Below are 22,351 nucleotides of genomic sequence, written 5' to 3'. Positions count from 1 at the left end.
CTCCGAACCGTCAGTTGTCCGCGACAGGGTTCGCGTTGTCGGTCATGGCCGCCTTGCTCACCACGTGGTCGACGAAGCCGTACTCGAGGGCCTCCTGCGCGGTGAACCAGCGGTCGCGGTCGGAGTCCTTCTCGATCTGCTCCGCCGTCTGCCCGGTGTGCAGGGCCTGCAGCTCGTTGAGCTGCTGCTTGGTGCTGCGGAACAGCTCCGCCTGGATGGCGATGTCCGACGCCGTACCGCCGACGCCGGCCGACGGCTGGTGCATCAGGATCCGGGCGTGCGGCAGGGCGTAGCGCTTGCCCTTGGCGCCGGCCGTCAGCAGGAACTGGCCCATCGAGGCGGCCAAGCCCATGCCGTAGGTGGCCACGTCGCAGTCGATGAACTGCATCGTGTCGTAGATGGCCATGCCGGCCGTCACGGAGCCGCCGGGCGAGTTGATGTAGAGGTGGATGTCCTGCTTGGGGTCCTCGGCGGACAGCAGCAGCATCTGGGCGGCCAGCTGGTTGGCGATCACGTCGTCGACCTGGCTGCCCAGGAAGATGATCCGCTCGCGCAGCAGGCGCTCGTAGACCGAGTCGTTGAGGTTCATCCCCCCGGCTGCGGCACGCATCAGCGGCGCGCTCGCCGGGTTCGGGTCGGTAATGCTCACGGGTGCGGTGACCTCCGTAGAACTGTCTGAGCAGTCGGTCTCGGTGGATTGGTGCGGGCTGGAACGGCCCTCCGGGAGGCGGTACCCCCCGGCGATCGCCTGAGTCCTGTCGACCCTAACGCGGACCTCCGACGACACAGTCCCGCTCGGGGCGGTGTTCGCCGACGGCGCAGCGGAAAGGCCGGAATCGAACGACGCCGCCCTGCCCGGGTGGGCAGGACGGCGTCGTCGGTCGGTGCGCGGGACTACGCCTTCGCGTCGTCCTCGGCCTCGTCGGGGCTGTCCGCGCTGTCGGCGCTGTCCGCGCTGTCGGCACTCGCGTCGGCGTCGGCGTCGGCCGGCGTGGCGGCCCGGACGGTCTGCGGGCGCAGGGCCTCCAGGTCGACGACGTTGCCCGAGGCGTCGGTGATCGTCGCCGCCTCGAGGAGCTGGGCGAGCGTCTTGGTGCGGCGCACGTCGGCGACGAACTCGGCGATGTTGCCGCCCTGCTGCAGCTGCTGGGCGTACTGCTCCGGGCTCATCCGGCTGCGCTGGGCCTGCGCCATGATCTGCGCGGAGAGGTCGTCGTTGTCGACGGTGACCTCACGGGCGTCGGCGATCGCGTCGAGGATGAACTGCGTCTTGACCGCCTGCTCGACGTTCGTGCGCTGCTCGGCGTCGTACTCCTCGCGGTTCTGGCCGCCGGACATCTGCAGGAAGCTGTCCCAGTCCATGCCGGCCTGCTGCAGCTCGCGCTCGAAGGCCTGGTTGCGCCACTCGATCTCGCGCTCGACCAGGTTCTCGGGCATGGGCACCTCGACGGTCTCGATGAGGTGCTCGACGATCTTGTCCCGGGCCTGGGCGCCCTGGCTCAGGGTCTTGGTGCGGGCCAGCCGGGTGCGGACGTCCTCGCGCAGCTCGGCGAGGGTGTCGAACTCGCTGGCGGTCTGGGCGAACTCGTCGTCCAGCTCGGGCAGCTCCTTGGTCTTCACCGAGCGGACGGTCACGGTGACCTCGGCGTCCTGACCGGCGTTCGGGCCGGACAGCAGCGCGGTGGGAAAGGTCTTCGTCTCGTCGGCGGACAGGCCGCGGACGGCGTCGTCGAGGCCCTCCATGAGGTTGCCGGAGCCGACCTCGTAGGACATGCCGGTGGTGGACCCGTCCTCCAGCACCTCGCCGTCGAGCGTCGCCTCGAGGTCGATGGAGACGAAGTCGCCGTCCTCGGCCGGGCGCTCGACGCCGGTGAGCATGCCGAAGCGCTCGCGCATGACGTCGACCTGCTGGTCGATCTCCTCGTCGGTGACCTCGACGTCGTCGACGGTGACGGCGAGGCCGTCCAGCGACGGCAGCTCCAGCTGCGGGGCGACGTCGACCTCGGCGGTGAACGCCAGGGTGTCGTTGTCGTCGAGGCGGGTCACCTCGATGTCGGGCTGGCCGAGCACGCGGACCTGGTTCTCGCGCACGACCTCGGAGTAGACCTCCGGGACGGCGTGCTGGACGACCTGCTCCAGGATGACCGGCCGGCCGATCCGCTGGTCGAGCACGCGGTTGGGCACCTTGCCCGGGCGGAAGCCGGGGACGCGCACCTGCTTGCCCAGCTCCTTGTAGACCTCACCGAATGCGTGGTCCAGGTCCCCCCAGGGCACCTCGATCGCCATCCGGACCCGCGTGGGGCCCAGTTCCTCGATGGTGCTCTTCACAGCGGCAGTGCTCCTCGGTACAGACAGCAGGGGACTCGGGCGCTCCGCGGACATGCGGACGCCGGGCTGCCCACGAGTCTAGAGACGGGTGGGCCGCCTGGGGGTGGCGGGATGCGAACCCCGCGGCACACTCCGGTCGGGCGGCAGGATGTGAACCCTCCAGCACGACCTGGTCGGGGTGACAGGATTTGAACCTGCGGCCCCCTGCTCCCAAAGCAGGTGCGCTACCAAGCTGCGCCACACCCCGCGGCCGCCCGAGTCTAGGCCGGTCGGCCGGCGTCCCCGACGGGCGCGGGTCTCCGGAGGCCGCGCCGCCCCCGGACGCGGTGGTCAGGCGGAGACGGCCGGACGGCGGTGGGCCCACGGAGCCGCCTGCTCCAGCGCGGCGGCGACCCGCACCAGCACGTCCTCCCGGCCGTAGGCGGCGACCAGCTGGACGCCGACCGGCAGGCCGTCGTCGGTCCAGTGCAGCGGCAGGCTGACCGCGGGCTGGCCGGTCACGTTGAACTGCGCCGTGTACGGGATGAAGCTGCTGATCCGGCGACCCTCGTGGCGCTCGCCGTCCGCGGTGAACCAGCCGAGCTCGGGCGGCGGGGCGCCCACGGTCGGGGTGACCAGCAGGTCGAAGCCGCGACCGCCGTCGTCGGCCGGGGCCCAGAAGGAGGCCATCCGGCGGACCCAGCCACCGAGCATGAACCGGGCGCCGAGGTAGTCCTCCGCCGTCATCGTCCTCCCGGCCGCGCGGTAGGCCGCGTTGCGCGGCTCGAGCTCGTCGTCGCGGACCCGCCGGCCGAGGACCCGCTCGAAGGCGGAGATCGTCAGGGACGTGTCGGCGGCGATGGTGGCGTTGAAGAACCGCGGGAACAGCGGGTCGAACATCGCCTCGGGGGTGCCGGGCTCGACGGAGCAGCCGAGCTCCTCCAGCAACCGTCCGGCGTGTTCCACGGCGACGCGGCACTGCGGGTGGTCCAGGTAGGCCTCCCCCGGGTCGACGTCCAGCAGCCCGACGCGCAGCCGGCCCACGGGGGCGTCGACCTCCTCGACCAGTGGGCGGGCGAACGGCGGCGCGATGTAGGGGTCGCCGGGCATCGGCCGGCCGATGACGTCCAGGACGGCGGCGGTGTCCCGCACGGAACGGGTGACGACGCCGTCGATCGTCGCCCCGGCCCAGCTCTCGCCGATGTCGGGGCCCTGGCTCACGCGGGCCCGGGTGGGCTTGAGGCCGACGAGGCCGCACTCGCTCGCCGGGATGCGGATGGAGCCACCGCCGTCGCTCGCGTGCGCGACCGGCACCAGCCCGGCCGCCACGGCGGCCGCCGACCCGCCGCTGGACCCACCGGTCGAGCGGCCGGGGTCGTGCGGGTTGCGCGCCGGGCGGTGGGCGGCCGGCTCGGTGGTCACCGTGGTGCCGAACTCCGGCACGTTGGTGCGGCCGATGGGTACCAACCCGGCCGATCGAAAGTGCTGCGCCAGGTAGCTGCCGGTCGGCCAGCGCCAGCCGGCGTCGCGGAGGAACGACGTCCCGTAGTGGGTCGTCTCGCCGGCCACGTGGCAGCCCATGTCCTTGAGCAGCATCGGGACGCCGCGGAACGGCCCGTCGGGAAGCCCCGCGGCGACCTCCGCCCGCGCGGCGTCGAACCGGTCGCGCACGACGGCGTCGAGCTGCGGGTCCACCCGCTGCACGCGCTCGATCGCGGCCTCGACCAGCTCGGCGGGGCTCACCTGGCCGCTGCGGACCAGCTCTGCCTGTGCGGTGGCGTCCAGCCACGTGGGGTCGGTCACGGGTCCGCACGCTAGCGGTCACCACCGACGATCACGACCGGGTGCGCAGCCCCCGGAAGGTGCTGGCGACGAGCGCGTCGGCGAGGTCGTCGGCGCCGAGCCCGCCGTCCGGGCGGTACCACTCGGTGAGCGAGTTGACGGTGCCGAACAGCAGCCGGCTGGTCACGGCCGGATCGACGTCGGGGCGCACGTCCCCCTCGGCCACGGCGGCGCGGACCAGGTCGGTGACGATGCGGTCCAGCTCTCGGCGCCGCTGCAGCGCCACCCGTTCCACCGCCGAGTTGCCCCGCACCCGCAGGAGCAGGGTGACCGACGGCAGCTCCGCCGCGAGCACCTGCACGGAGCGGCGGACGACGTGCTCGAGGCGGTCGACGGCCCGGCCGGTGGTCGCCTCCGGCTCCTCGGTGACGGCGAACAGCGCGTCCAGCGCGCGGTCGAGGGCGAGCCGGAGCAGCTCGACCTTGCCGGGCACGTGGTGGTAGATCGCCGACTTGGTGACGCCGAGCCGCGCCGCCAGCTCCTCCATGCTCGTCGCGTCGTATCCGCGCTCGTTGAAGGCGGCGACGGCGACGTCGAGGAGGGAGTCCAGCGAGTGGCCCGGCCGGCCGCGCCGGACAGGGGCCGCCGTCACCCGCGGTCCCGGTTGTCGGTGAGCCGCTGCAGCTTGCCGACAGATCGCGGCAGGGTCTCCGGGTCGACGACGAGCACCTCGACGCTGGTGCCGACGGTGTCCTTGACCCCGGTGGCCACCTCGGAGGCGGCGGCCGGCCGTCGCGTCGGAGGGCAGTCGGGCCGCGCCTCGATCCGCACGACGAGGTGGTCCATCCGGCCCGCGGTGGTCAGCTCGAGGGCGAAGTGCGGCGAGAGGCCGGGCGTCCGGAGCACGATCTCCTCGATCTGGGTCGGGAACAGGTTCACGCCGCGCAGGATGATCATGTCGTCGGTGCGGCCGGTGATCTTCTCCATCCGGCGCATGCCCGGCCGGGCGGTCCCCGGGAGCAGCCGGGTGAGGTCGCGGGTGCGGTAGCGCACGACCGGCATGGCCTCCTTGGTGAGGGACGTGAAGACCAGCTCGCCCTCCTCCCCCTCCGGCATCGCCTCCCCCGTGATCGGGTCGAGCACCTCCGGGTAGAAGTGGTCCTCCCAGATGTGCAGGCCGTCCTTGGTCTCCACGCACTCCTGGGCGACGCCCGGGCCCATGACCTCGGATCGCCCGTAGATGTCGACGGCGTGGATGCCGAGGCGCTCCTCGATCTCCCGGCGCAGCTGCTCGGTCCAGGGCTCGGCGCCGAAGATGCCGATCTCCAGCGACGACGAGCGGGGGTCGATGCCCTGGTTCTCGAACTCGTCGATGACGGTGAGCACGTAGGACGGCGTCATCATGACCACGCGGGGCCGGAAGTCCTGGATGAGCTGGACCTGCCGGGGCGTCATGCCGCCGGAGACCGGGACGACGGTGCAGCCGAGCTTCTGCGCGCCGTCGTGCGCGCCCAGCCCCCCGGTGAACAGGCCGTACCCGTAGGCGTTGTGCAGCACGTCGCCGGGCCGCCCGCCCGCGGCCCGGATCGACCGGGCCATCACCGTCGCCCAGGTGTCGAGGTCGCGCTCGGTGTACCCGACGACGGTCGGCCGCCCCGTGGTGCCGGAGGAGGCGTGCACCCGGCGCAGCTGCGGCTGCGGGACGGCGAACATGCCGAACGGGTAGTTGTCGCGCAGGTCGGCCTTGCTGGTGGTCGGGAACCTGGCCAGGTCGGCCAGCTCGCGGCAGTCGTCGGGATGCACGCCCGCGGCGTCGAACGCCCGGCGGTAGTGCGGCACGTGGTCGTAGGCGCGCCGCAGGCTCTCCTGCAGCCGCGCGAGCTGGAGGGCCCGCAGCTCGTCGACGCCCAGGGTCTCGGCGTCGTCCAGGAGCGCCGCCGGGGGCGGCTCCCCGAAGGTCGGGGCCGCCCCGCTCGCTGCCGTCGTCATCGAGGCTCTCCCGCCGTCCTTGTGTGCTGCGTCACGCTCGGGCACACTATTACCGACCGTCCGGTCAGGAAATACCTCCGAGGAGCCCGATGTCCGCGCCTCCCCTGGAACGCCCCGCCGACGACACCGCACTGCAGGCGCACTTCGACGCCACGGTGGCTGCCGAGCACCGGATCGAACCGCGCGACTGGATGCCCGAGGGCTACCGGAAGACGCTGATCCGGCAGATCGCCCAGCACGCGCACTCCGAGATCATCGGGATGCAGCCCGAGGGCGACTGGCTGCTGGCCGCGCCGAGCCTGCGCCGCAAGGCGATCCTGCTGGCCAAGGTGCAGGACGAGGCGGGCCACGGCCTCTACCTGTACTCGGCGGCGGAGACGCTGGGCGCCGACCGGGCCGACCTCACCGACAAGCTGATCGAGGGCCGGCAGAAGTACAGCTCGATCTTCAACTACCCGACGCTCACCTACGCCGACGTCGGCGTGATCGGCTGGCTGGTCGACGGCGCGGCGATCTGCAACCAGGTGCCGCTGTGCCGCAGCTCCTACGGCCCCTACGCCCGCGCGATGATCCGGGTCTGCAAGGAGGAGTCGTTCCACCAGCGGCAGGGCTACGAGCTGCTGATGACGATGATGCGGGGCACCGACGCGCAGCGGGCGATGGTGCAGGACGCCGTCGACCGGTGGTGGTGGCCGTCGCTGATGATGTTCGGCCCGCCCGACACCGACAGCCCGAACTCGGCGCAGTCGATGGCGTGGGGCATCAAGCGGCACAGCAACGACGAGCTGCGCCAGCGCTTCGTGGACATGACCGTGCCGCAGGCGGAGTTCCTCGGCGTCACGCTGCCCGACCCCGAGCTCTCCCTCGACCCGGAGACCGGCCGCTACCGGTTCGGGGCGATCGACTGGGACGAGCTCAAGCGGGTGATCAGCGGCGGCGGACCGTGCAACGTCGAGCGCATCACCCGGCGCCGGGCCGCCCGCGACGACAACGCGTGGGTCACGGAAGCGGCCACCGCGTACGCCGCGAAGAGGACGGGCGAGCGAGCATCGCCCCAGGCTGGGGGCACCTCCCGCTTGCGGGGGACAGCGACCGAGGAGCGGAACGAGTCCGGAGTCGAGCCATCCAGCCCGGAGAAGCACTCGTGAGCATGACCAGCGAGGGCGGCCACGGCGCCGTCCCGACCGGGCCGGAGGTGCCGGTCGAGGTCGCCCCCGAGAAGCTGCCGGCCGCGACCCGACGGGACTGGCCGCTGTACGAGGTGTTCGTGCGTGGCAAGCGCGGCCTCAACCACGTGCACGTCGGCTCGCTGCACGCCCCGGACGACGAGATGGCCGTGCACGCCGCGCGCGACCTCTACACCCGGCGCAACGAGGGCGTGAGCATCTGGGTGGTCCAGGCCGCCGACATCACCGCCTCCAGCCCGGACGAGAAGGACCCGATGTTCGCCCCCAGCGGCGACAAGGTCTACCGCCACCCGACGTTCTACGAGATCCCGGAGAACGTCCCGCACATCTGAAGGACCTGCCTCCTCCCCACCACTCGTTCCTCGTGGCGGGCCCCTGGAGGCAGGCCGACGGCCGAGCACTCCGTGCCCGGAAAGGCAGGTTTCGCATGGCGCACGAGGAGACCGTGTACGACGCGCTGACCAATGCGCACGACGACGGGGGGCAGTGGGCCTTCGGCACCGGGTTCGACGAGCCGCTGGCCGGCGTCGACACCACGGTCCCCGACGGCGTCGACGCGGCCGACCTCGGCGAGTACTGCCTGATGCTCGGCGACGACGCCCTCCTGCTCGCCCAGCGGCTCACCCAGTGGATCACCGCCGCCCCCGAGCTGGAGGAGGAGGTGGCGATCGGCAACCTCGCCCTCGACCTGCTGGGCCAGGCGCGGCTGCTGCTGGCCCGCGCCGGATCGGTCGGCGTCCTCGGCCGCAGCCGGGAGCGGGCGACGGCGTCCATCCCCGACGAGGACGCGCTGGCCTACTTCCGCGACCCGGACGAGTTCCGGCACACCGCGCTGGTCGAGGCGCCGAACGGCGACTTCGCGCGGACGATGGTCCGCCTGCTCGCCGCGTCCACCGTCCGCGTGGCGGTCCTCGCCCGGCTGCGCGAGTCGCGCGACCCGGTGCTGGCCGCCATCGCCGCGAAGGGCGTCAACGAACTCGCCTACCACCGGGACCACGCGGCCCGCTGGGTCCTGCGCCTCGGGGACGGCACGGCGGAGTCGCACCGCCGCGCGCAGGACGGCGCCGACGCGGTGTGGCCGCTGCTGGCCGAGCTCTTCTCCCCCACCGAGGTCGAGTCCCGGCTCGCCGCCGCCGGCATCGCCGTCGACCCGGCCGCCGTCCGGGAGGAGGTCGTCACCGTGCTCACCCAGGTGCTGGACCAGGCCACCCTGCGAGTGCCCGCCTGGCCGGCCGACGTCCTCCCGCGCGGCCGGCGCGGCGAGCACGGCCCCGAGACGGCCGAACTGCTCGGCACCCTCCAGGGGCTGGCCCGCGAGCACCCGGCGGCCACGTGGTGAACCGCGTGCAGCAGGAGGTGGATCCGCGGGAGGTGGCCGCATCGGTCACCGACCCCGAGCTGCCGATGGTCACCCTGGCCGACCTCGGCGTGCTGCGCGACGTCCGGGTCACCGACGACGGCACGGTCGTCGTGGACATCACTCCCACCTACACCGGCTGCCCGGCGATGGGCGTGATGCGGGCCGACCTGGTGCACGCACTGCACAGCGCCGGGTTCGGCGACGTCGACGTCCGCACCGTCCTCTCCCCCGCCTGGAGCACCGACTGGATCAGCGAGGAGGGCCGCCGCAAGCTGACCGTCGCCGGCATCGCACCGCCGGGCAAGGCGCCCGAGCCGGCGACGGGCCCGGTCCCGCTGCAGCTGGGCCCCAGCCGGCGCACGGCGGACTGCCCGCTGTGCGGCTCGACCGACACCGAGGAGCTGAGCGAGTTCGGCGCAACGGCGTGCAAGGCCCTGCGCCGCTGCCGCAGCTGCCGCGAGCCCTTCGAGCACGTCAAGGAGATCTGAGTGGTCGCCCCACCGACGCGGCGCCGGCCGCGGTTCCACCCGCTGCGGGTTGCGGCCGTGGAGCGGCTGACCGACGACGCCGTCGCCGTGACCTTCGACGTCCCCCCGGAGCTGGCCGAGGACTTCGCCTTCGGGCCCGGGCAGGCGCTGACCCTGCGGCGGGTCGACGGCGAACGCGACGAGCGCCGCTCCTACTCCATCTGCGCGCCGATGGGGGCCGCGCCGCGGGTCGGCGTCCGCGAGGTGCCGGGCGGTTTCTTCTCCTCCTACCTGGTGCACGAGGTGCAGCCGGGCGAGGAGATCGAGGTGCTGCCGCCGTCGGGCACCTTCACCGCCGACCTCTCGGTGCCCGGGGACCACGTGTTCGTCGTCGCCGGCTCCGGCATCACCCCGGCGCTCTCGCTGGCCGGCACGGTGCTGCGCGACGGCGAGTCCACGGTCACCGTCTTCTACGGCAACCGCCGGACGAACACGGTCATGTTCGCCGACGAGCTGGCCGACCTGAAGGACCGCTACGGCACCCGCCTGCAGCTGGTGCACGTGCTCTCCCGCGAGCCGCGCGACGCCGAGCTGACCAGCGGCCGGCTCGACGGCGACCGGCTGCGGACGCTGGTGGACAACCTGGTCGATGCTCCGAATGTCGACCACTGGTGGTTGTGCGGTCCGCACGGGATGGTCTCCGACGCCCGGGAGCTGCTCGCCGAGCTCGGGGTGCCGGCGGCGAAGGTGCACCAGGAGCTGTTCTACGTCGACGACGTCCCGCCCGAGCCGGTCCGGGGCGACGAGGAGACCGTCGACGGGCCGAGCGCCCAGGTGACCGTCGTCCTCGACGGCCGGACGACGACGCTCGCGCTGCCCCGGGGCATGCCGGTGCTGGACTCGGCGCAGAAGGTGCGCGGCGACCTGCCCTTCGCCTGCAAGGGCGGCGTGTGCGGGACATGTCGGGCGCGGGTCACCGACGGCGAGGTGACGATGCGGCGGAACTACGCGCTGGAAGCGGCCGAGGTGGCAGCGGGCTACGTGCTGACCTGCCAGAGCCTGCCGGTGTCGGAGTCGGTCACCGTCGACTACGACGCGTGATGACAGTCGCGGGGGCATCGCAGCGAGCGACGGAGCCGACAGGGAGTGAGCATCGCAGCGAGCGCCAGCGAGCGAGGAGCGGAGCGACCGCGGAGGCGACCGGTGCCACAGCGAGCGAGGAGTGGACCGGGGCGCGGAATCGCGCGGAAGGGACGGCGTGAGATGCGGCCCTTCACGGTCGGGGAGACGGCGACGCTGCATGTCGTCGTGACCCCGCAGATGACGGTCGACTTCGACGAGCTGGGCGCGGTCCACCCGGTCTACGCGACCTACTCGATGGCCAAGCACTTCGAGGAGGCCGGACGCAAGCTGCTCGTCCCGCACCTCGAGCCGGGCGAGGCCGGGGTGGGCAGCGCGGTCGCCGTCGAGCACCTGTCCCCGGCCTGGGTCGGCGACGCCCTGACGGTCACCGCCCGGTGCACCGGGTTGCTCGGAACCCGGCTCAACTGCGCGTGCACGGTGGTCGACGCGGAGGGCCGGGAACTGGGGCGCGGGACGACGGAGCAGGTCGTGCTGCCGGCCGACGCCCTGGAGGCCCGTCTCGGGCCGGCCGCGCGGCGCGCCCGGGACCGGTAGCCGCGGCGGGTACTCCGTTCCGGTAATGCCGCGTGCACGTGACCGACGCCGTCCGCAAGGATGGGGTGGGGCCGCCGGGTGGCCCGCGGAGACGGTCGGGCGCTGTGGGCCCCCACGGGCACGGTCCTCCGACGGACACGGAGAGGGGCCATGGCCGGTCGTCGAGCAGCGTTGTTCCTGGTCGCACTGCTGGGCCTGGGTGCCTGCACGGGCTCGGACGGGAGCGACGATTCCCCCGAGACCACGGCCGCGAGCGTCGAGTTGGGGGCGTGCGACTTCGACGTGCCGGCGGGCGTGGACATCGAGTGCGGCACCCTGCCCGTCCCGGCCGACCGCGACGACCCGGACGGCGAGCAGATCCAGCTGGCCTTCGGCATCGTCCGCAGCGACGCCGACGACCCGGCCGACGATCCCGTCGTCTACCTGTCCGGGGGGCCGGGCCAGAGCACGCTGGAGCTCGTGCCGCAGGCCTTCGGCCAGCTCTACGAGCCGCTCACCGCTAACCGCGACCTCGTGCTCGTCGACCAGCGGGGCACCGGGTTGACCGAGCCGTCGCTGGCCTGCGACGAGTACAGCTCCTGGGTGCGGGAGTCGCTGGGCTCCGACCTGCCCGCGGAGGAGCTGGAGGCGCAGGCGGTGCAGGAGCTGGAGGAGTGCCGGCAGCGGCTGGCCGACGAGGGCATCGACTTCGCCGACTACAACAGCGCTGCGTCGGCCGCCGACCTCGAGGACCTGCGGGTCGCGCTCGGCTACGACGAGTGGAACCTCTACGGGATCTCCTACGGCACCCGGCTGGCGCAGGCCGCGATGCGCGACCACCCCGAGGGCATCCGGTCGGTGGTGCTCGACGCCGCCTACCCGGTCGACGCCGACCTCTACGCGGAGACGCCCGGCAACGCCGTCCGGGCCATGGAGGAACTGTTCGCCACCTGCGCCGACGACCCCGCGTGCGCGGCCGCGTACCCCGACCTGGAGCAGCGGTTCACGACGCTCGTCGAGGAGCTGAACGCCGCCCCTGCGCCGATCACCGTGGTCGACCCCACGAACGGGCAGCGCCTGGACGACGAGCTGGACGGGGACTCGCTCGTCGGCTTCCTCTTCCAGACCCTCTACTCCACCGAGCTGATCGCGCACCTCCCGGAGGTGATCGCCGCGGCGGACGACGGGGAGTTCGGCACGATCGGCCTTCTGCTCGGCGCCCTCTCCCAGCAGCTGGATCTGGTCAGCGTCGCCCAGCAGCTGGCGATCCAGTGCCAGGAGGAGGTCGCGTTCGGCACCCAGGGGGAGGTGGCCGCCGCCGCCGCCGAGCACCCGCTGGTCCAGGGCTTCTTCGAGGGTGCGCCGACCCTGGGCCCGGGCGTCTTCGACGTGTGCGACTCGTGGGAGGCCGGCGAGCCGGGCGACGGGGCGAACGACCCCGTGACCAGCGACATCCCGGCGCTGGTGCTGGCCGGCGACCTGGACCCGATCACGCCCCCGCGGTGGGGCGAGGAGATCGCCGAGGAGTTCTCCACCAGCTACTTCGTGCGGTTCCCGTTCACCGGGCACGGCTCGGTGCCCAGCCACGACTGCGCGGTGCAGATCGTCGAGGAGTTCCTGGACGACCCCGGCAGCGAACCGGCGACGGACTGCGTCGACGACGTCGAGCCGCCGGCCTTCACCGCGGACGACGTGCAGATCGAGATGACCTCGTTCGAGAACGAGGACCTGGGTCTCACGGGGGTGCGGCCCGAGGACTGGACCGAGGTGATCCCCGGCATCTGGCAGGAGTCGGCGCTGGTGACGCTGATCCAGCAGGTCGTGCCCGGGGCCACCGCCGAGCAGCTGCTGCAGCAGGTCGGCGTGCAGCTGGGCCTGGCCGAGCCGCCGCAGCCGGTCGGCGAGCTGGCGACCGACGCGTTCACCTGGCAGCTCTACCAGCTGGACGACCTGGGGCAGAGCGTCGAGCTGGCGCTGGCCGACGGTCCGGAGGGGCTGCTGGTCATCCAGCTGACCACCAGCCCGGCGCGCAGCGACGTGCACCGGGAGCAGGTCTTCCTGCCGGCCGTCGAGGCGCTCGCCCCGGTGGGGTGAGCCGGCCCGGCCCCTGGCGGTCGGCCGGCGACCGCCGCGCTAGGCTCTTTCCGGACCTCTCGCAGGTCTCGCGGGTGTAGCTCAATGGTAGAGCCCCAGCCTTCCAAGCTGGCCATGCCGGTTCGATCCCGGTCACCCGCTCCACGTCCTGACCAGCCCGGATGTCCGTTCGCGCAGCTCAGCCGGGCAGCACCGCTCCTTCTGTGCCGTGGCGGTGCTGCCCCCCTGTTGACCGCTGGCCACCGGCCTTGGCCGGCGCTTCGAAGGCACGATTAGGGGACGCGCCGGCCGTGAATGACCTCGACGTCGAGCACCTTCGTACAGCTGCAGGGCCGCCTCGTGCGAGGCCAGCGCGGACCAGCGCGATTCGCATGGCAAGTCGACGCCCCTCACGCGAGTGAGCTAGGCCACAAATCGAACGCCCACGGTCAAATGTCAGACACATACGCTACCGTGCGCTGGCGAGGGTGCAGCGCCTGATGGACGTCGCTCGCCGCCGAACGGCATGGGTGGTGGCGCACCCCACGGGCCCGGTGAGCCCTCTGCAGAGCGTCGTCACTCCGGCGAATGACTCGCAGTCCGAGCGGTCATGGCTCTTCGACATACGGAGGTACAGCATGAGCACGGGAAGACTGAGCGGCAGGGTCGCGGTCGTCACGGGTGGCGGTCAGGGCATCGGCCGCGGCATTGCGCTGCGCTACGCCGAAGAGGGCGCCAAGATCGCCGTCGCCGACATCAATATCGACAACGCCAAGGCGGTCAGCGACGAGATCACCGCCGCTGGCGGAACCGCGATCGCCGTCGTCAACGACGTCGCCAGCCGCCAGTCCGTCAACGACGCGGCGCAGCGGATCGCCTCTGAGCTCGGGCCGATCGAGATCCTCGTCGCCAACGCCGGCGTGACCCGCCCCGCAATGCTGTGGAAGATGACGGACCAGCAGTGGTCCGACGTCATGGACACCCATCTCAACGGCAGCTTCTACTGGCTTCAGGCGGTCGTGGACGGCATGCGCGCCGGCAAGTGGGGCCGGGTCATCTTCACCACATCCGCAGCCGGCATCCAGGGCACCATCGGCCAGATCAACTACTCCGTCGCCAAGTCCGGCCTCCTCGGGATGACCCGATCGGCGGCCCGCGAGCTCGCCGGCGACAACATCATCGTGAACGCCGTCGCCCCGGCCGCCGCGACGCCGATGACCGAGAAGATCCGCACCGAGGAGCGATTCAGCACCAAGTACCTCGCCGAGATTCCGCTGCACCGCTGGGCCGAGCCCGACGAGATCGCGGGCGCCTACGTCTTCCTCGCCTCCGAGGAGGTCAGCTACATGACCGGCCAGGTCCTGTCCGTCGACGGCGGGCGGGTCATGATGCGCTGATCGGCGCCGCACGACGAAAGGCGGCGAGGACCGGACAGGTCCGCGCCCCTTTCGGCGTCTCGACCACCTCAGCCGATCAGCTTCTCCAGCCGGCCGCGGATGATGTCCTCGGCCTCGGCGACCATCCGCTCGAGCAACTCGGCGGCCGTCGGGATGTCGTAGATCAGCCCCTGCACCATCCCGGCGGTCCAGATCCCGGCGTCCAGGTCGCCGGTCTCGAACACGGTCTTCCCCCGCACGCCGGCCACCAGGTCCCGGACCTCGGGGAACTGCGCCCCCTCGTCGAGCATCGCGACCACCCGCTGGCTTATCGCGTTGCGCGCCACCCGCGAGGTGTTGCGCAGCGGCCGGAACAGCAGATCGGTGTCGCGCTCGCTGTTGGCCACCAGCTGCTCCTTGACCGTGCGGTGCACCGGCGCCTCGACCGTGGCCATGAAGCGGGTGCCCATGTTGACCCCCTCCGCACCGAGGGCGAGCGCGGCGGCCATGCCCCGGCCGTCACCGATCCCACCCGAGGCGATCACCGGGATCGACACCGAGTCGACGGTGCGCGGCAGCAGCACGAGCAGCGGGATGTCGTCCTCGCCCGGATGGCCGGCGCACTCGAAGCCGTCGATGCTGACCGCGTCGACGCCGACCTCCTCGGCCTTCACCGCGTGCCGCACGCTGGTGCACTTGTGGACCACCTTGATGCCCGCCTCGTGGAAGTCCGGGAGGTGGTTGACGGGGTTGTTGCCCGCGGTCTCCACCACCTTCACCCCTGACTCCACGATCGCCCGCCGGTACTCGTCGTAGGGCGGCGGGTTGATCGTCGGCAGGATCGTCAGGTTCACCCCGAACGGCTTGTCGGTCATCTCCTGGCACCGCGCGATCTCCGCCGCCAGCGCCTCCGGGGTCGGCTGGGTCAGCCCGGTGAGAATCCCGAGCCCACCGGCGTTGGAGACAGCCGAGGCCAGCTCGGCCCGGCCGACCCACTGCATGCCCCCCTGCACGATGGGGTGCTCGATGCCGACCAGTTCGGTGAAGCGGGTGCGGATCACGCGGTTCCTCCGGTTCCGGCGCCGTCGGGCGCCGACGTCGTTGCCGGCCGGGCCGGCCAATCAGGTAGGTCGGGCAGGTCGCTGCTGAGCCGGCCGGTAAAGGCAGGCGGGCGCTTCTCCAGGAAGGAGGCGACGCCCTCGGAGTAGTCCGGCCCCTGCTTCAGCTCCCTGATCAGCCGGGTCTCGTGTTGGTGCGCGGTCCACGGCGAGGGCTCTGACAGCGAGGCCCACAGCAGCCGGCGGGCAGCGGCGATCGCCAGGCTCGAGGTGTTCTCCACGATCTCCGCGGCGATCTCACGCGCGGCGGCCAGCACCTCGCCGTCGGGCACCACCCGCGACACCAGCCGCCCCTCCCGGGCCTCGGCGGCCGGGATCAGCCGCCCGGTGGCCACCCACTCCATGGCCTGCGAGATCCCCACGAGCCGGGGCAGGAACCAGCTCGATGCCGCCTCCTGCACGATCCCGCGCCGGGCGAAGACGAACCCGAACCGGGAGGACTCCGCGCAGATCCGGATGTCCATCGGCAGGGTCATGGTGACCCCCACCCCGACGGCCGCACCGTTGATCGCGGCGATCACCGGCTTCTGCATCTCGGCGATCCGCAGCGCCACCATGCCGCCGCCGTCGCGGGGGATGCCGTCGACGCTCATCGGCACCGGGCCGGTGTCCTCGCCCGGGCCGTAGGCGAACGGCTGGTCGGACTTCCCGCTGCTGACGTCGGCGCCGACGCAGAAGTGCCGCCCGGCCCCGGTCACGATCACCACCCGGACGTCGTCGTCGCTGTCGGCCTGCTCGAGAGCGTCGATCAGCTCGCGCCGCATGACCTGGGTGAACCCGTTGCCGTTCTCGGGCCGGTTCAGGGTGATCGTGGCGACGCTGCCTGCGACCTCGTAGTCGATCTGCTCCATTGCACTCATCGAACTGCCCACTTCCCGGTGAACTCCGGTTCGCTCTTCGCGGCGAATGCCTGCCGCGCGATCGCGGCGTCGGCGGTGGCGTGGTTGACGGCCTGAGCCCGTGCCTCGTTGGCCAGCGCGTCGGTGAAGGACGACATCGTCCCCTGGTCGATCAGTGACTTGCTCTGCGACAGGGCGATCGGCGGGGCGGCCGCCAGCCGCGCGGCCAGCTCGTCGACGAACGGGCCGATCTCCTCGGGGCTCTTCACCCAGGTGACCAGGCCGAGCTGCTCGGCCTCCTGCGGGGAGACGAAGTCGCCGAGCATGGTCAGCCTCTTGGCCTGCTGCAGCCCGACCATTCGCGGCAGCAGCCACGAGCCGCCCCAGTCCACCGACAGCCCGCGCTTGACGAACAGCTGCGCGAACCGCGCCGTGGTGGAGGCCACCACCAGGTCGCACGCCAGCGCGATGTTCCAGCCGGCGCCCACGGCGACGCCCTCGACCTGCGCCAGGACCGGCTTCGGGAAGTCGTGCAGCAGGATCGGCGTCTTCGCGATGTGCTGGATGCGGCTCAGCGGGTGACCCGCCGCCGCCGACGAGATGTCCGCGCCGGCGCAGAAGTCGCCGCCGGCCCCCGTGATCACCAGCACCCGGACGTCAGGGTCGTACTCGGCCAGCCGGAGGACGTCGAACATCGCCTCCCACGCCTCGAGGCTCATGGCGTTCTTGCGGGCCGGCTGGTTGAGGGTCATCCGCAGGATCCCGCCCGCGTCGCAGGACGCCAGCACCGGGCCCTCCGAGAACCGCTCGCCGTACTCCTCGGCACCCATCGCCCTGCCATCCTCCCTGCGGCGGTCTGGTCCGCGCACGGTTCCCGTGCGAGCCGGTGCAGCTGCCGCGGGCGGGGACTGGGGCCCCGGCGAACGCCTCCGGCTGCCGCCACCTCCGTGGGTGGCAGCCCTTCTGTCTGACCATAAGCAGAACATGCAACTTTGTATACTGTTCGGCTCGAACCGGCAGGCAGGCAGGAGATCCTCGGTGTTCCAGCACGACGTCGCCGGTGCGGAGACCAGCGTTCTCCGGTGCCTCGGCGCGATCCGGAAACTGATCCTCTCCGGGGCGCTGCTCCCGGGCGAGAAGGTGCACCAGTCGGAGCTGGCCGAGCAGCTGAACGTCAGCCGGATCCCGCTGCGCGAGGCGCTCTCCACCCTCGCCGCCGAGGGGGTCCTGGACTACAAGCCGAACACCGGCTACCGGGTGTCCCGCTTCAGCAGCGACGACCTGTCCGAGATCTACCTCATGCGCCGGTTGCTCGAGACCGAGATCCTGCGTTCGATCGACCTGGCCGAGGTCGACGTCCCCAAACTCGTCCGGCTCAACGGCGAGCTGCGGCAGACCGACCCCGACGAGGAACAGGACCGGTTCCAGGAGCTGAACAGCCGGTTCCACTTCGCGCTGTTCGAGTACTCGCCGCTGAAGCTGATCCGCGAGGAGGTCTCGCGGCTCTGGTACATGTCCAGCTTCTACCGGTCCCTGTACCTGCACGAGATCCAGTCGTCCCACGACATCGTGGTCGGGCACGAGCAGATCATCCAGGCCGTCCGGAACAGGGACGCCCGGGAGCTGGTCCGGACCAGCGACGAGCACCGGCTGGGCACCGAGAACATCGCCGTCCGCCGGCTCGGACCGACTCGGCGGCGCTGACCCTCCGGTCTCCGTCACCGGCCCGGTACCGGACGTCGCAGCACCGCCGGCCGGGTGACGAACGCGACCACCAGCACCACGACCGCGGTCCCCGCCAGCGCCACGTCCGCCGAGAACAGATCCGCCAGGCCGCCGCCGAGGGCTGCCGCCAGCGGCCGGGACCCGACGAACCCGACCATCCACAGCGCCATGATCCGGCCGAGGTACTGGCGCGGAACCCGGTCGTAGAGCAACGTCGTGAAGCCGGTCAGCGCCAGGGTCATCCCCACGCCCCCCACTCCGAACGCCGCGACGGCCGCCCTGGCATCGGTGGCGAACGGGAGCGCGGCCGAGCCTCCGGCGAGGAGCACCAGTCCGAGCGGCGCCAGCCGGGCGTAGTCCAGGAACCGGAGCAGTCCCACCTGCAGGAAGAAGCCGACGATCGCACCGACGCCGAAGGCGGAGGCGAACGATCCGACGAGCCCGGGCCCGCCGCCCAGGGAATCCGACAGAGCGGGCGCCAGCGTGATCGCCGGATCGGCCCCCACCCCCACGGCCGCCACGCCGGCGATGACCAGTGCGACGACCGGATCGGTCCGCACGTAGCGCAGCCCGTCGCGGACCGAGTAGCTAGCGCCCTCCACCCGGACGGCGCCCGGGATCCTGACCGTCGCCACGACGACGACGAAGACCAGTTGTGCCGCCGCAGCCACCGCGAAGGCCACGGCGTAGCCGGCGGTGGCAGCGAGCACCCCGCCGACGGCCGGACCGACGGCACGGCCGACCGCGAACGTCAGGTTGTCCAGCGCTACGACGCGGCCCATCTCCCCCGGGCGCACGAGCGTCGGCATCAGCGCCTGCAGGGCCGGGCTGCCGATCGTGTACCCGATGCCGACGAGGGACGCCGCCGCCATCACCAGCCAGGCGGGAACGGCCTCGAGATCACCCGTGGCCCAGATCCAACCGGCGAGGACCGCTCCCCCGAGAAAGCAGAACGACCGTCCCAGCACCAGCTGCCGTCGCGTGTCGCCACGGTCGGCCATCGCCCCGCTGAGCGGGGAGAAGAGCACCTGCGGGGCGAACTGGGCCAAGCTGATCAGGCCGACGAGGAAGACCGACCCGGTGATCTCGTAGATCAGGCTGGCGCCCGCGATGTTCTGGATCCAGATACCGGAGTTGCCCAGCAGCTTGGCCACGAACAACGGCCCCACCGCGCTGTCCAGCAGGAGCGCGAACGAGTTGCGCGGCCCGCCGTCCCCCTGGTGCCCGCTCACCGGAGCCGCTCGTGCCCGGTGCGGTTCAGAAGTAGTAGCGGACGATGCTCTCCGCGACGAGCGCCGGCTTCGGGGCGCCGTCCCGTTCGACCGTGTGCCGGAACGTCACCTGGACACCGCCACCCTCGACCGGCACGCAATCGACGAGCTCCATCCGGTCGCGCAGCCGGCTGCCGACCGGCACCGGGGAGGGGAAGCGCGCCTTGTTCAGGCCGTAGTTGACGCCCATCCGCACGCCCTCGACGCGAAACACCAGCTTCTGGAGTGGCACCAGCAGCGACAGGGTCAGGTAGCCGTGCGCGATCGGAGCGCCGAAAGGGCTCTCGGCCTTCGCCCGCTCGACGTCCACGTGGATCCACTGGTGGTCGCCGGTGGCCTCGGCGAACAGATCGATCCGGTCCTGCTCGATGGTCAGCCAGTCGCTCACCCCGATCTCGGTGCCGATGCTGGCCAGCAGGTCGTCGGGGCCGGTGAACACGCGCATCTTCAGGACTCGCTCTCGTTCGGTGGGATGAATGCGTACGAACGCACGGGCCGGTACGGCCCGACGGAACTAGGAGAACTCCGACCGGAGGGACACCTTGTCGAGCTTCCCGTTGGGCAGCAGCGGGAGCTCCGGCACCAGGTGGATCCGCTTCGGCGTCTTGAACCCCGCGATCCGGTCGCGGCAGAACTCCAGCAGGTCCTCCTGGGTCAGGTCCGCGTCGGAGCGGGCCTGCACCACGGCGACCGGCGCCTCCCCCAGGCGGTCGTCCGGCACGCCGAAGACGGCCACGTTCACCACCCCCGGGTGGAGCATCAGGAACTCCTCGACCTCCTGGGCGGACACGTTCTCGCCACCGGGCTTGAGCATGTCCTTGAGACGGCCGGCGAAGACGACGTAGCCGTCGGGGTCCCACGTGCCGAGGTCGCCGGTGTGCAGCCATCCGTCGGGCGTGAAGGCATCCCGCGTGGCCGCCTCGTCCTCGTGGTAGCCGCTCATCACCGCCGGGCCGCGCAGCTGGATCTCCCCGACCCCGTCGGGGCCGTCGGCGTCGATGCGCAGCTCGACGTCCGGCGCGGGCCGCCCCACGGTCTCGAAGCGCTTGGCGAGCGGCTCGTCGAGCCCGCAGATGGTCGACAGCGGATGCTCGCTCATGCCGTACAGGGACACCACGCCGTCGGTCCGCAGCTCGGCGGCGATCCGGCGCAGCACCGACGGCGGCGCCACCGCCCACGCCTTCTCGATGCGCAGGTCGGACAACGCTCCCGCCTCGCGGGCGGCGTCCAGGAACATCGTGTACATCGCGGCGTGGCCCTGGTGACCGTTGCACCGCCAGGTCACGTTGTGCTCGACCGCTTCGCGCGCGCCGAACGTGTCCGGGACGACCATCCGCGCCCCGGAGAGGACGGCCACCGGACCGGTGAAGACCGATCCGCCCACGTGGTAGAAGGGCAGGGCGCTGTAGACGACGTCGTCCAGTGTCCAGTTCATCGCCCGGATCGTCTGGTGGGCGGGGCGGAGAACGGCGTCGTGGCTCAGCCGCACCCCCTTGGGCGCCCCCGTCGAGCCCGACGTGAACTGGATGAGCGCGATGTCGTCGGGCGTCACCTCGCGCTCAGCGAGGGCCTGGCCGGCGGCACCGGCGAGGAACTCCTCCGCGGGCACGAAGGCCCCCTCGCCGTCGGCACCGATGGTCACGCGCACCGGCGCCGCTGCCAGTCGGCCGTCGGGCAGCAGGCGCTGCACGGATTCGTCGATCAACCGCACGAAGGGGATGTCCCGCCACGTGGGGCCTGAGACCACGACGCTCGGCTGCATCACGGTCATGAGGTGGTCGATCTCATGGCTGCGGTACCGCGTGTTGACCCCCACCAGGACGGCGCCGAGCCGGCTGCAGGCCACCTGCAGGGTGGGCCACGTCGAGTGCCCCTGGAGCAGCACGGCGACGCGATCGCCGTGGTCCACCCCGGCAGCGGCGAGCGCGACCGCCCACCGTTCCGCGTCCGCGCGCAGCTCGCCCAGGGTGAGATCGCGCTGCTCGTCGACGTAGCTGAACGCGACGTTCGACGCCCCGTACGTCGCGATCCCTCTGTCCAGCACGGCATGGAGCGTCGTGGGCTCCCAGTCGTCGTCCCGGGTCATGCGGTTCTCCCGTCCACGCGTAGGTCCGTACGCGAATTCAGCGGCATCACGGCACACCCGCCAGCCGCAGCAGCGCGGTGACGACCGCGGCCACCAGCACGACGACCAGCAGGGGCACCCGGCGCCAGAGCAGGACGCCGGCCACCAGGACGCCGGCGGTGTCCGCGCCGACGTGCCAGCGATCCCCGTCGGCGAAGGCCTGGGTGACCACCAGCGCGGCCAGGAGCGCCGAGGCGAGCAGGACGACCACGCGGGTGACGACGGGCGGCAGCTCGCGCCCCCCGGTCGCCACCGGCCCAACGGCCCGCTCGGCGAAGGTGATCAGCGCGCACAGGCCGATGGCCAGCCACACGGTCGTGGTGTCCATGCCTACCTCCAGTTCTCTCGGAGCCCGACCAGAGCCGCGACACTGGCCACCAGAACCGGCGCACCCGGCGGCAGGACAGGCACCAGAGCGAACGCGATCGCGGCGGCGAGGAGCGCCACGACCAGCCGGCGGCCGTTGCGCACCTCCTTGACCAGCAGGGCGAGGAAGAAGGCCGGGAAGATGACGTCCAGCCCGAGCGCGCGGGCGTCCATCCCGGGCACCAGGACACCGGCCAGCGTGCCGGCCACCCAGGCCACGTACTGGACGGCGCTGTGGCCGAACAGGTACGTGCGGTCGAAGGTCCCGTCGCCGCGGGCCGCCATGGTCCACGACACGTCGATCGAGGTCTGCCCCTCCAGCGCGCGGCGCACCGGACCACCCCGCAGCGAGGGGCCGAGCGCGAACCCCATCGGCACGAAGCGGCCGTTCACCAGGGCAGCGGCCCCGACCGCGGAGCCCAGTGCGCCCCCCGCGGACAGGATGCCCACGAGCGCGAACTGCCCGGCACCGCCGTAGACCACCGCCGACATGACCACCGCGGCCACCGGGGAGAAGCCGGACTCCACGGCCACGACGCCGAAGGACAGGGACAGCACGAACGACGCGGTGGCGAACGGGAGGGAGTCCCGGACGCCACGGCGCCAGGGCTCGTCCGCACGGGGCCGGGCTGGTTGCACCACTCCCCCGCGGGCTCGTCTCCTCGCCCGCACGAACGACCTCGTGCCGGGCCGGTACGCCGGTCGCCACC

At 72.1% G+C, this 22,351-nt stretch carries 22 protein-coding genes and 2 tRNA genes; 10 read left to right on the top strand and 14 right to left on the bottom strand.

The window, feature by feature from the left end:
- Positions 1-10 precede the first annotated feature (10 nt).
- From BM142_RS05250 to paaK, 6 genes are all read right to left on the bottom strand, one after another.
- A complete protein-coding gene (locus BM142_RS05250; RefSeq protein ID WP_470277703.1) occupies positions 11-649 on the bottom strand; it encodes an ATP-dependent Clp protease proteolytic subunit in 639 nt (212 codons plus the stop codon).
- Between the two features lie 245 nt (positions 650-894).
- Entirely contained in the window at positions 895-2,328 is a 1,434-nt protein-coding gene (gene tig, locus BM142_RS05245; RefSeq protein WP_092195713.1) for a trigger factor, read from the bottom strand.
- Between the two features lie 170 nt (positions 2,329-2,498).
- Positions 2,499-2,575 (bottom strand) — tRNA-Pro (locus BM142_RS05240).
- Positions 2,576-2,658: 83 nt separating this feature from the next.
- Positions 2,659-4,110, bottom strand: coding sequence for an amidase (locus tag BM142_RS05235; protein WP_092195712.1), 1,452 nt, complete (start codon positions 4,108-4,110; stop codon positions 2,659-2,661).
- 31 nt (positions 4,111-4,141) lie between these two features.
- Entirely contained in the window at positions 4,142-4,741 is a 600-nt protein-coding gene (locus tag BM142_RS05230; RefSeq protein ID WP_092195711.1) for a TetR/AcrR family transcriptional regulator, read from the bottom strand.
- Positions 4,738-6,078: a phenylacetate--CoA ligase PaaK gene (gene paaK, locus BM142_RS05225; RefSeq protein ID WP_092195710.1), complete on the bottom strand. Its 1,341-nt coding sequence runs from the start codon at positions 6,076-6,078 to the stop codon at positions 4,738-4,740. Before paaK ends, BM142_RS05230 begins: the two co-directional genes overlap by 4 nt.
- An 89-nt stretch (positions 6,079-6,167) precedes the next feature.
- Between paaK and paaA the strand changes: the two genes are divergently transcribed.
- The 9 genes from paaA to BM142_RS05180 all read left to right on the top strand — a co-directional run bounded on the left by paaA (position 6,168) and on the right by BM142_RS05180 (position 14,218).
- Positions 6,168-7,226: a 1,2-phenylacetyl-CoA epoxidase subunit PaaA gene (gene paaA, locus BM142_RS05220; protein WP_254790552.1), complete on the top strand. Its 1,059-nt coding sequence runs from the start codon at positions 6,168-6,170 to the stop codon at positions 7,224-7,226.
- Positions 7,227-7,228: 2 nt separating this feature from the next.
- On the top strand, positions 7,229-7,597 hold the full coding sequence (paaB, locus tag BM142_RS05215; RefSeq protein ID WP_092195709.1) for a 1,2-phenylacetyl-CoA epoxidase subunit PaaB: 369 nt from the start codon (positions 7,229-7,231) through the stop codon (positions 7,595-7,597).
- A gap of 95 nt (positions 7,598-7,692) precedes the next feature.
- Positions 7,693-8,604, top strand: coding sequence for a 1,2-phenylacetyl-CoA epoxidase subunit PaaC (paaC, locus tag BM142_RS05210; RefSeq protein ID WP_092195708.1), 912 nt, complete (start codon positions 7,693-7,695; stop codon positions 8,602-8,604).
- 5 nt (positions 8,605-8,609) lie between these two features.
- Entirely contained in the window at positions 8,610-9,113 is a 504-nt protein-coding gene (gene paaD, locus BM142_RS05205; RefSeq protein ID WP_254790550.1) for a 1,2-phenylacetyl-CoA epoxidase subunit PaaD, read from the top strand.
- A complete protein-coding gene (gene paaE, locus BM142_RS05200; RefSeq protein ID WP_092195707.1) occupies positions 9,114-10,193 on the top strand; it encodes a 1,2-phenylacetyl-CoA epoxidase subunit PaaE in 1,080 nt (359 codons plus the stop codon).
- Between the two features lie 162 nt (positions 10,194-10,355).
- Positions 10,356-10,769, top strand: a complete 414-nt coding sequence (locus BM142_RS05195; RefSeq protein WP_092195706.1) for a thioesterase family protein — start codon at positions 10,356-10,358, stop codon at positions 10,767-10,769.
- 150 nt (positions 10,770-10,919) lie between these two features.
- The gene (locus tag BM142_RS05190) at positions 10,920-12,842 is read left to right on the top strand and encodes an alpha/beta hydrolase (protein WP_139228772.1); all 1,923 of its coding nucleotides are present in this window, start codon (positions 10,920-10,922) and stop codon (positions 12,840-12,842) included.
- A 70-nt stretch (positions 12,843-12,912) separates the two neighbouring features.
- Positions 12,913-12,986 (top strand) — tRNA-Gly (locus tag BM142_RS05185).
- Positions 12,987-13,459: 473 nt separating this feature from the next.
- On the top strand, positions 13,460-14,218 hold the full coding sequence (locus BM142_RS05180) for an SDR family NAD(P)-dependent oxidoreductase (protein WP_092195704.1): 759 nt from the start codon (positions 13,460-13,462) through the stop codon (positions 14,216-14,218).
- 68 nt (positions 14,219-14,286) lie between these two features.
- Here the strand turns inward: BM142_RS05180 and BM142_RS05175 are convergent, their stop codons facing one another.
- Genes BM142_RS05175 through BM142_RS05165 form a run of 3 tightly spaced genes read right to left on the bottom strand, consistent with a single transcriptional unit; the run spans position 14,287 to position 16,984 of the window.
- On the bottom strand, positions 14,287-15,258 hold the full coding sequence (locus BM142_RS05175; RefSeq protein WP_092195891.1) for an NAD(P)H-dependent flavin oxidoreductase: 972 nt from the start codon (positions 15,256-15,258) through the stop codon (positions 14,287-14,289).
- Complete coding sequence (locus BM142_RS05170; RefSeq protein WP_092195703.1) at positions 15,255-16,166, bottom strand: enoyl-CoA hydratase-related protein; 912 nt, start codon at positions 16,164-16,166, stop codon at positions 15,255-15,257. Before BM142_RS05170 ends, BM142_RS05175 begins: the two co-directional genes overlap by 4 nt.
- Before the next feature lie 5 nt (positions 16,167-16,171).
- Positions 16,172-16,984 carry an enoyl-CoA hydratase/isomerase family protein gene (locus BM142_RS05165; RefSeq protein ID WP_092195702.1) on the bottom strand — a complete coding sequence of 271 codons (813 nt, stop codon included), beginning with the start codon at positions 16,982-16,984 and terminating at the stop codon, positions 16,172-16,174.
- 208 nt (positions 16,985-17,192) lie between these two features.
- Between BM142_RS05165 and BM142_RS05160 the strand changes: the two genes are divergently transcribed.
- Positions 17,193-17,858, top strand: coding sequence for a GntR family transcriptional regulator (locus tag BM142_RS05160; RefSeq protein ID WP_217640580.1), 666 nt, complete (start codon positions 17,193-17,195; stop codon positions 17,856-17,858).
- A gap of 14 nt (positions 17,859-17,872) precedes the next feature.
- On the opposite strand, the gene BM142_RS05155 is transcribed toward BM142_RS05160, so the two are convergent.
- From BM142_RS05155 to BM142_RS05135, 5 genes are all read right to left on the bottom strand, one after another.
- Positions 17,873-19,111: an MFS transporter gene (locus tag BM142_RS05155; protein WP_092195700.1), complete on the bottom strand. Its 1,239-nt coding sequence runs from the start codon at positions 19,109-19,111 to the stop codon at positions 17,873-17,875.
- Positions 19,112-19,136: 25 nt separating this feature from the next.
- Positions 19,137-19,595, bottom strand: a complete 459-nt coding sequence (locus tag BM142_RS05150; protein ID WP_092195699.1) for a MaoC family dehydratase — start codon at positions 19,593-19,595, stop codon at positions 19,137-19,139.
- A 69-nt stretch (positions 19,596-19,664) separates the two neighbouring features.
- Positions 19,665-21,236 carry a class I adenylate-forming enzyme family protein gene (locus BM142_RS05145; RefSeq protein WP_092195698.1) on the bottom strand — a complete coding sequence of 524 codons (1,572 nt, stop codon included), beginning with the start codon at positions 21,234-21,236 and terminating at the stop codon, positions 19,665-19,667.
- A gap of 46 nt (positions 21,237-21,282) precedes the next feature.
- Positions 21,283-21,603 carry an AzlD domain-containing protein gene (locus BM142_RS05140; RefSeq protein ID WP_092195697.1) on the bottom strand — a complete coding sequence of 107 codons (321 nt, stop codon included), beginning with the start codon at positions 21,601-21,603 and terminating at the stop codon, positions 21,283-21,285.
- Positions 21,604-21,605: 2 nt separating this feature from the next.
- Positions 21,606-22,283, bottom strand: a complete 678-nt coding sequence (locus BM142_RS05135) for an AzlC family ABC transporter permease (protein WP_092195696.1) — start codon at positions 22,281-22,283, stop codon at positions 21,606-21,608.
- Positions 22,284-22,351: the final 68 nt, after the last annotated feature.

It is taken from the genome of Blastococcus tunisiensis (assembly GCF_900112815.1).
Classification (GTDB): Bacteria; Actinomycetota; Actinomycetes; order Mycobacteriales; family Geodermatophilaceae; genus Blastococcus_B; species Blastococcus_B tunisiensis.
The sequence above is the reverse complement of the archived record's forward strand: the minus strand, read 5'-3'. Positions and strand labels throughout refer to the sequence as shown.

Coding starts and splice junctions, on each gene's coding strand:
- BM142_RS05195 (WP_092195706.1), top strand. CDS start 10,356: ATGCGGCCCTTCACGGTCGGGGAGACGGCGACGCTGCATGTCGTCGTG.
- BM142_RS05150 (WP_092195699.1), bottom strand. CDS start 19,595: ATGCGCGTGTTCACCGGCCCCGACGACCTGCTGGCCAGCATCGGCACC.
- BM142_RS05165 (WP_092195702.1), bottom strand. CDS start 16,984: ATGGGTGCCGAGGAGTACGGCGAGCGGTTCTCGGAGGGCCCGGTGCTG.
- paaK (WP_092195710.1), bottom strand. CDS start 6,078: ATGACGACGGCAGCGAGCGGGGCGGCCCCGACCTTCGGGGAGCCGCCC.
- BM142_RS05170 (WP_092195703.1), bottom strand. CDS start 16,166: ATGGAGCAGATCGACTACGAGGTCGCAGGCAGCGTCGCCACGATCACC.
- paaC (WP_092195708.1), top strand. CDS start 7,693: ATGGCGCACGAGGAGACCGTGTACGACGCGCTGACCAATGCGCACGAC.
- paaB (WP_092195709.1), top strand. CDS start 7,229: ATGACCAGCGAGGGCGGCCACGGCGCCGTCCCGACCGGGCCGGAGGTG.
- BM142_RS05190 (WP_139228772.1), top strand. CDS start 10,920: ATGGCCGGTCGTCGAGCAGCGTTGTTCCTGGTCGCACTGCTGGGCCTG.
- paaA (WP_254790552.1), top strand. CDS start 6,168: ATGTCCGCGCCTCCCCTGGAACGCCCCGCCGACGACACCGCACTGCAG.
- BM142_RS05140 (WP_092195697.1), bottom strand. CDS start 21,603: ATGGACACCACGACCGTGTGGCTGGCCATCGGCCTGTGCGCGCTGATC.
- BM142_RS05145 (WP_092195698.1), bottom strand. CDS start 21,236: ATGACCCGGGACGACGACTGGGAGCCCACGACGCTCCATGCCGTGCTG.
- BM142_RS05180 (WP_092195704.1), top strand. CDS start 13,460: ATGAGCACGGGAAGACTGAGCGGCAGGGTCGCGGTCGTCACGGGTGGC.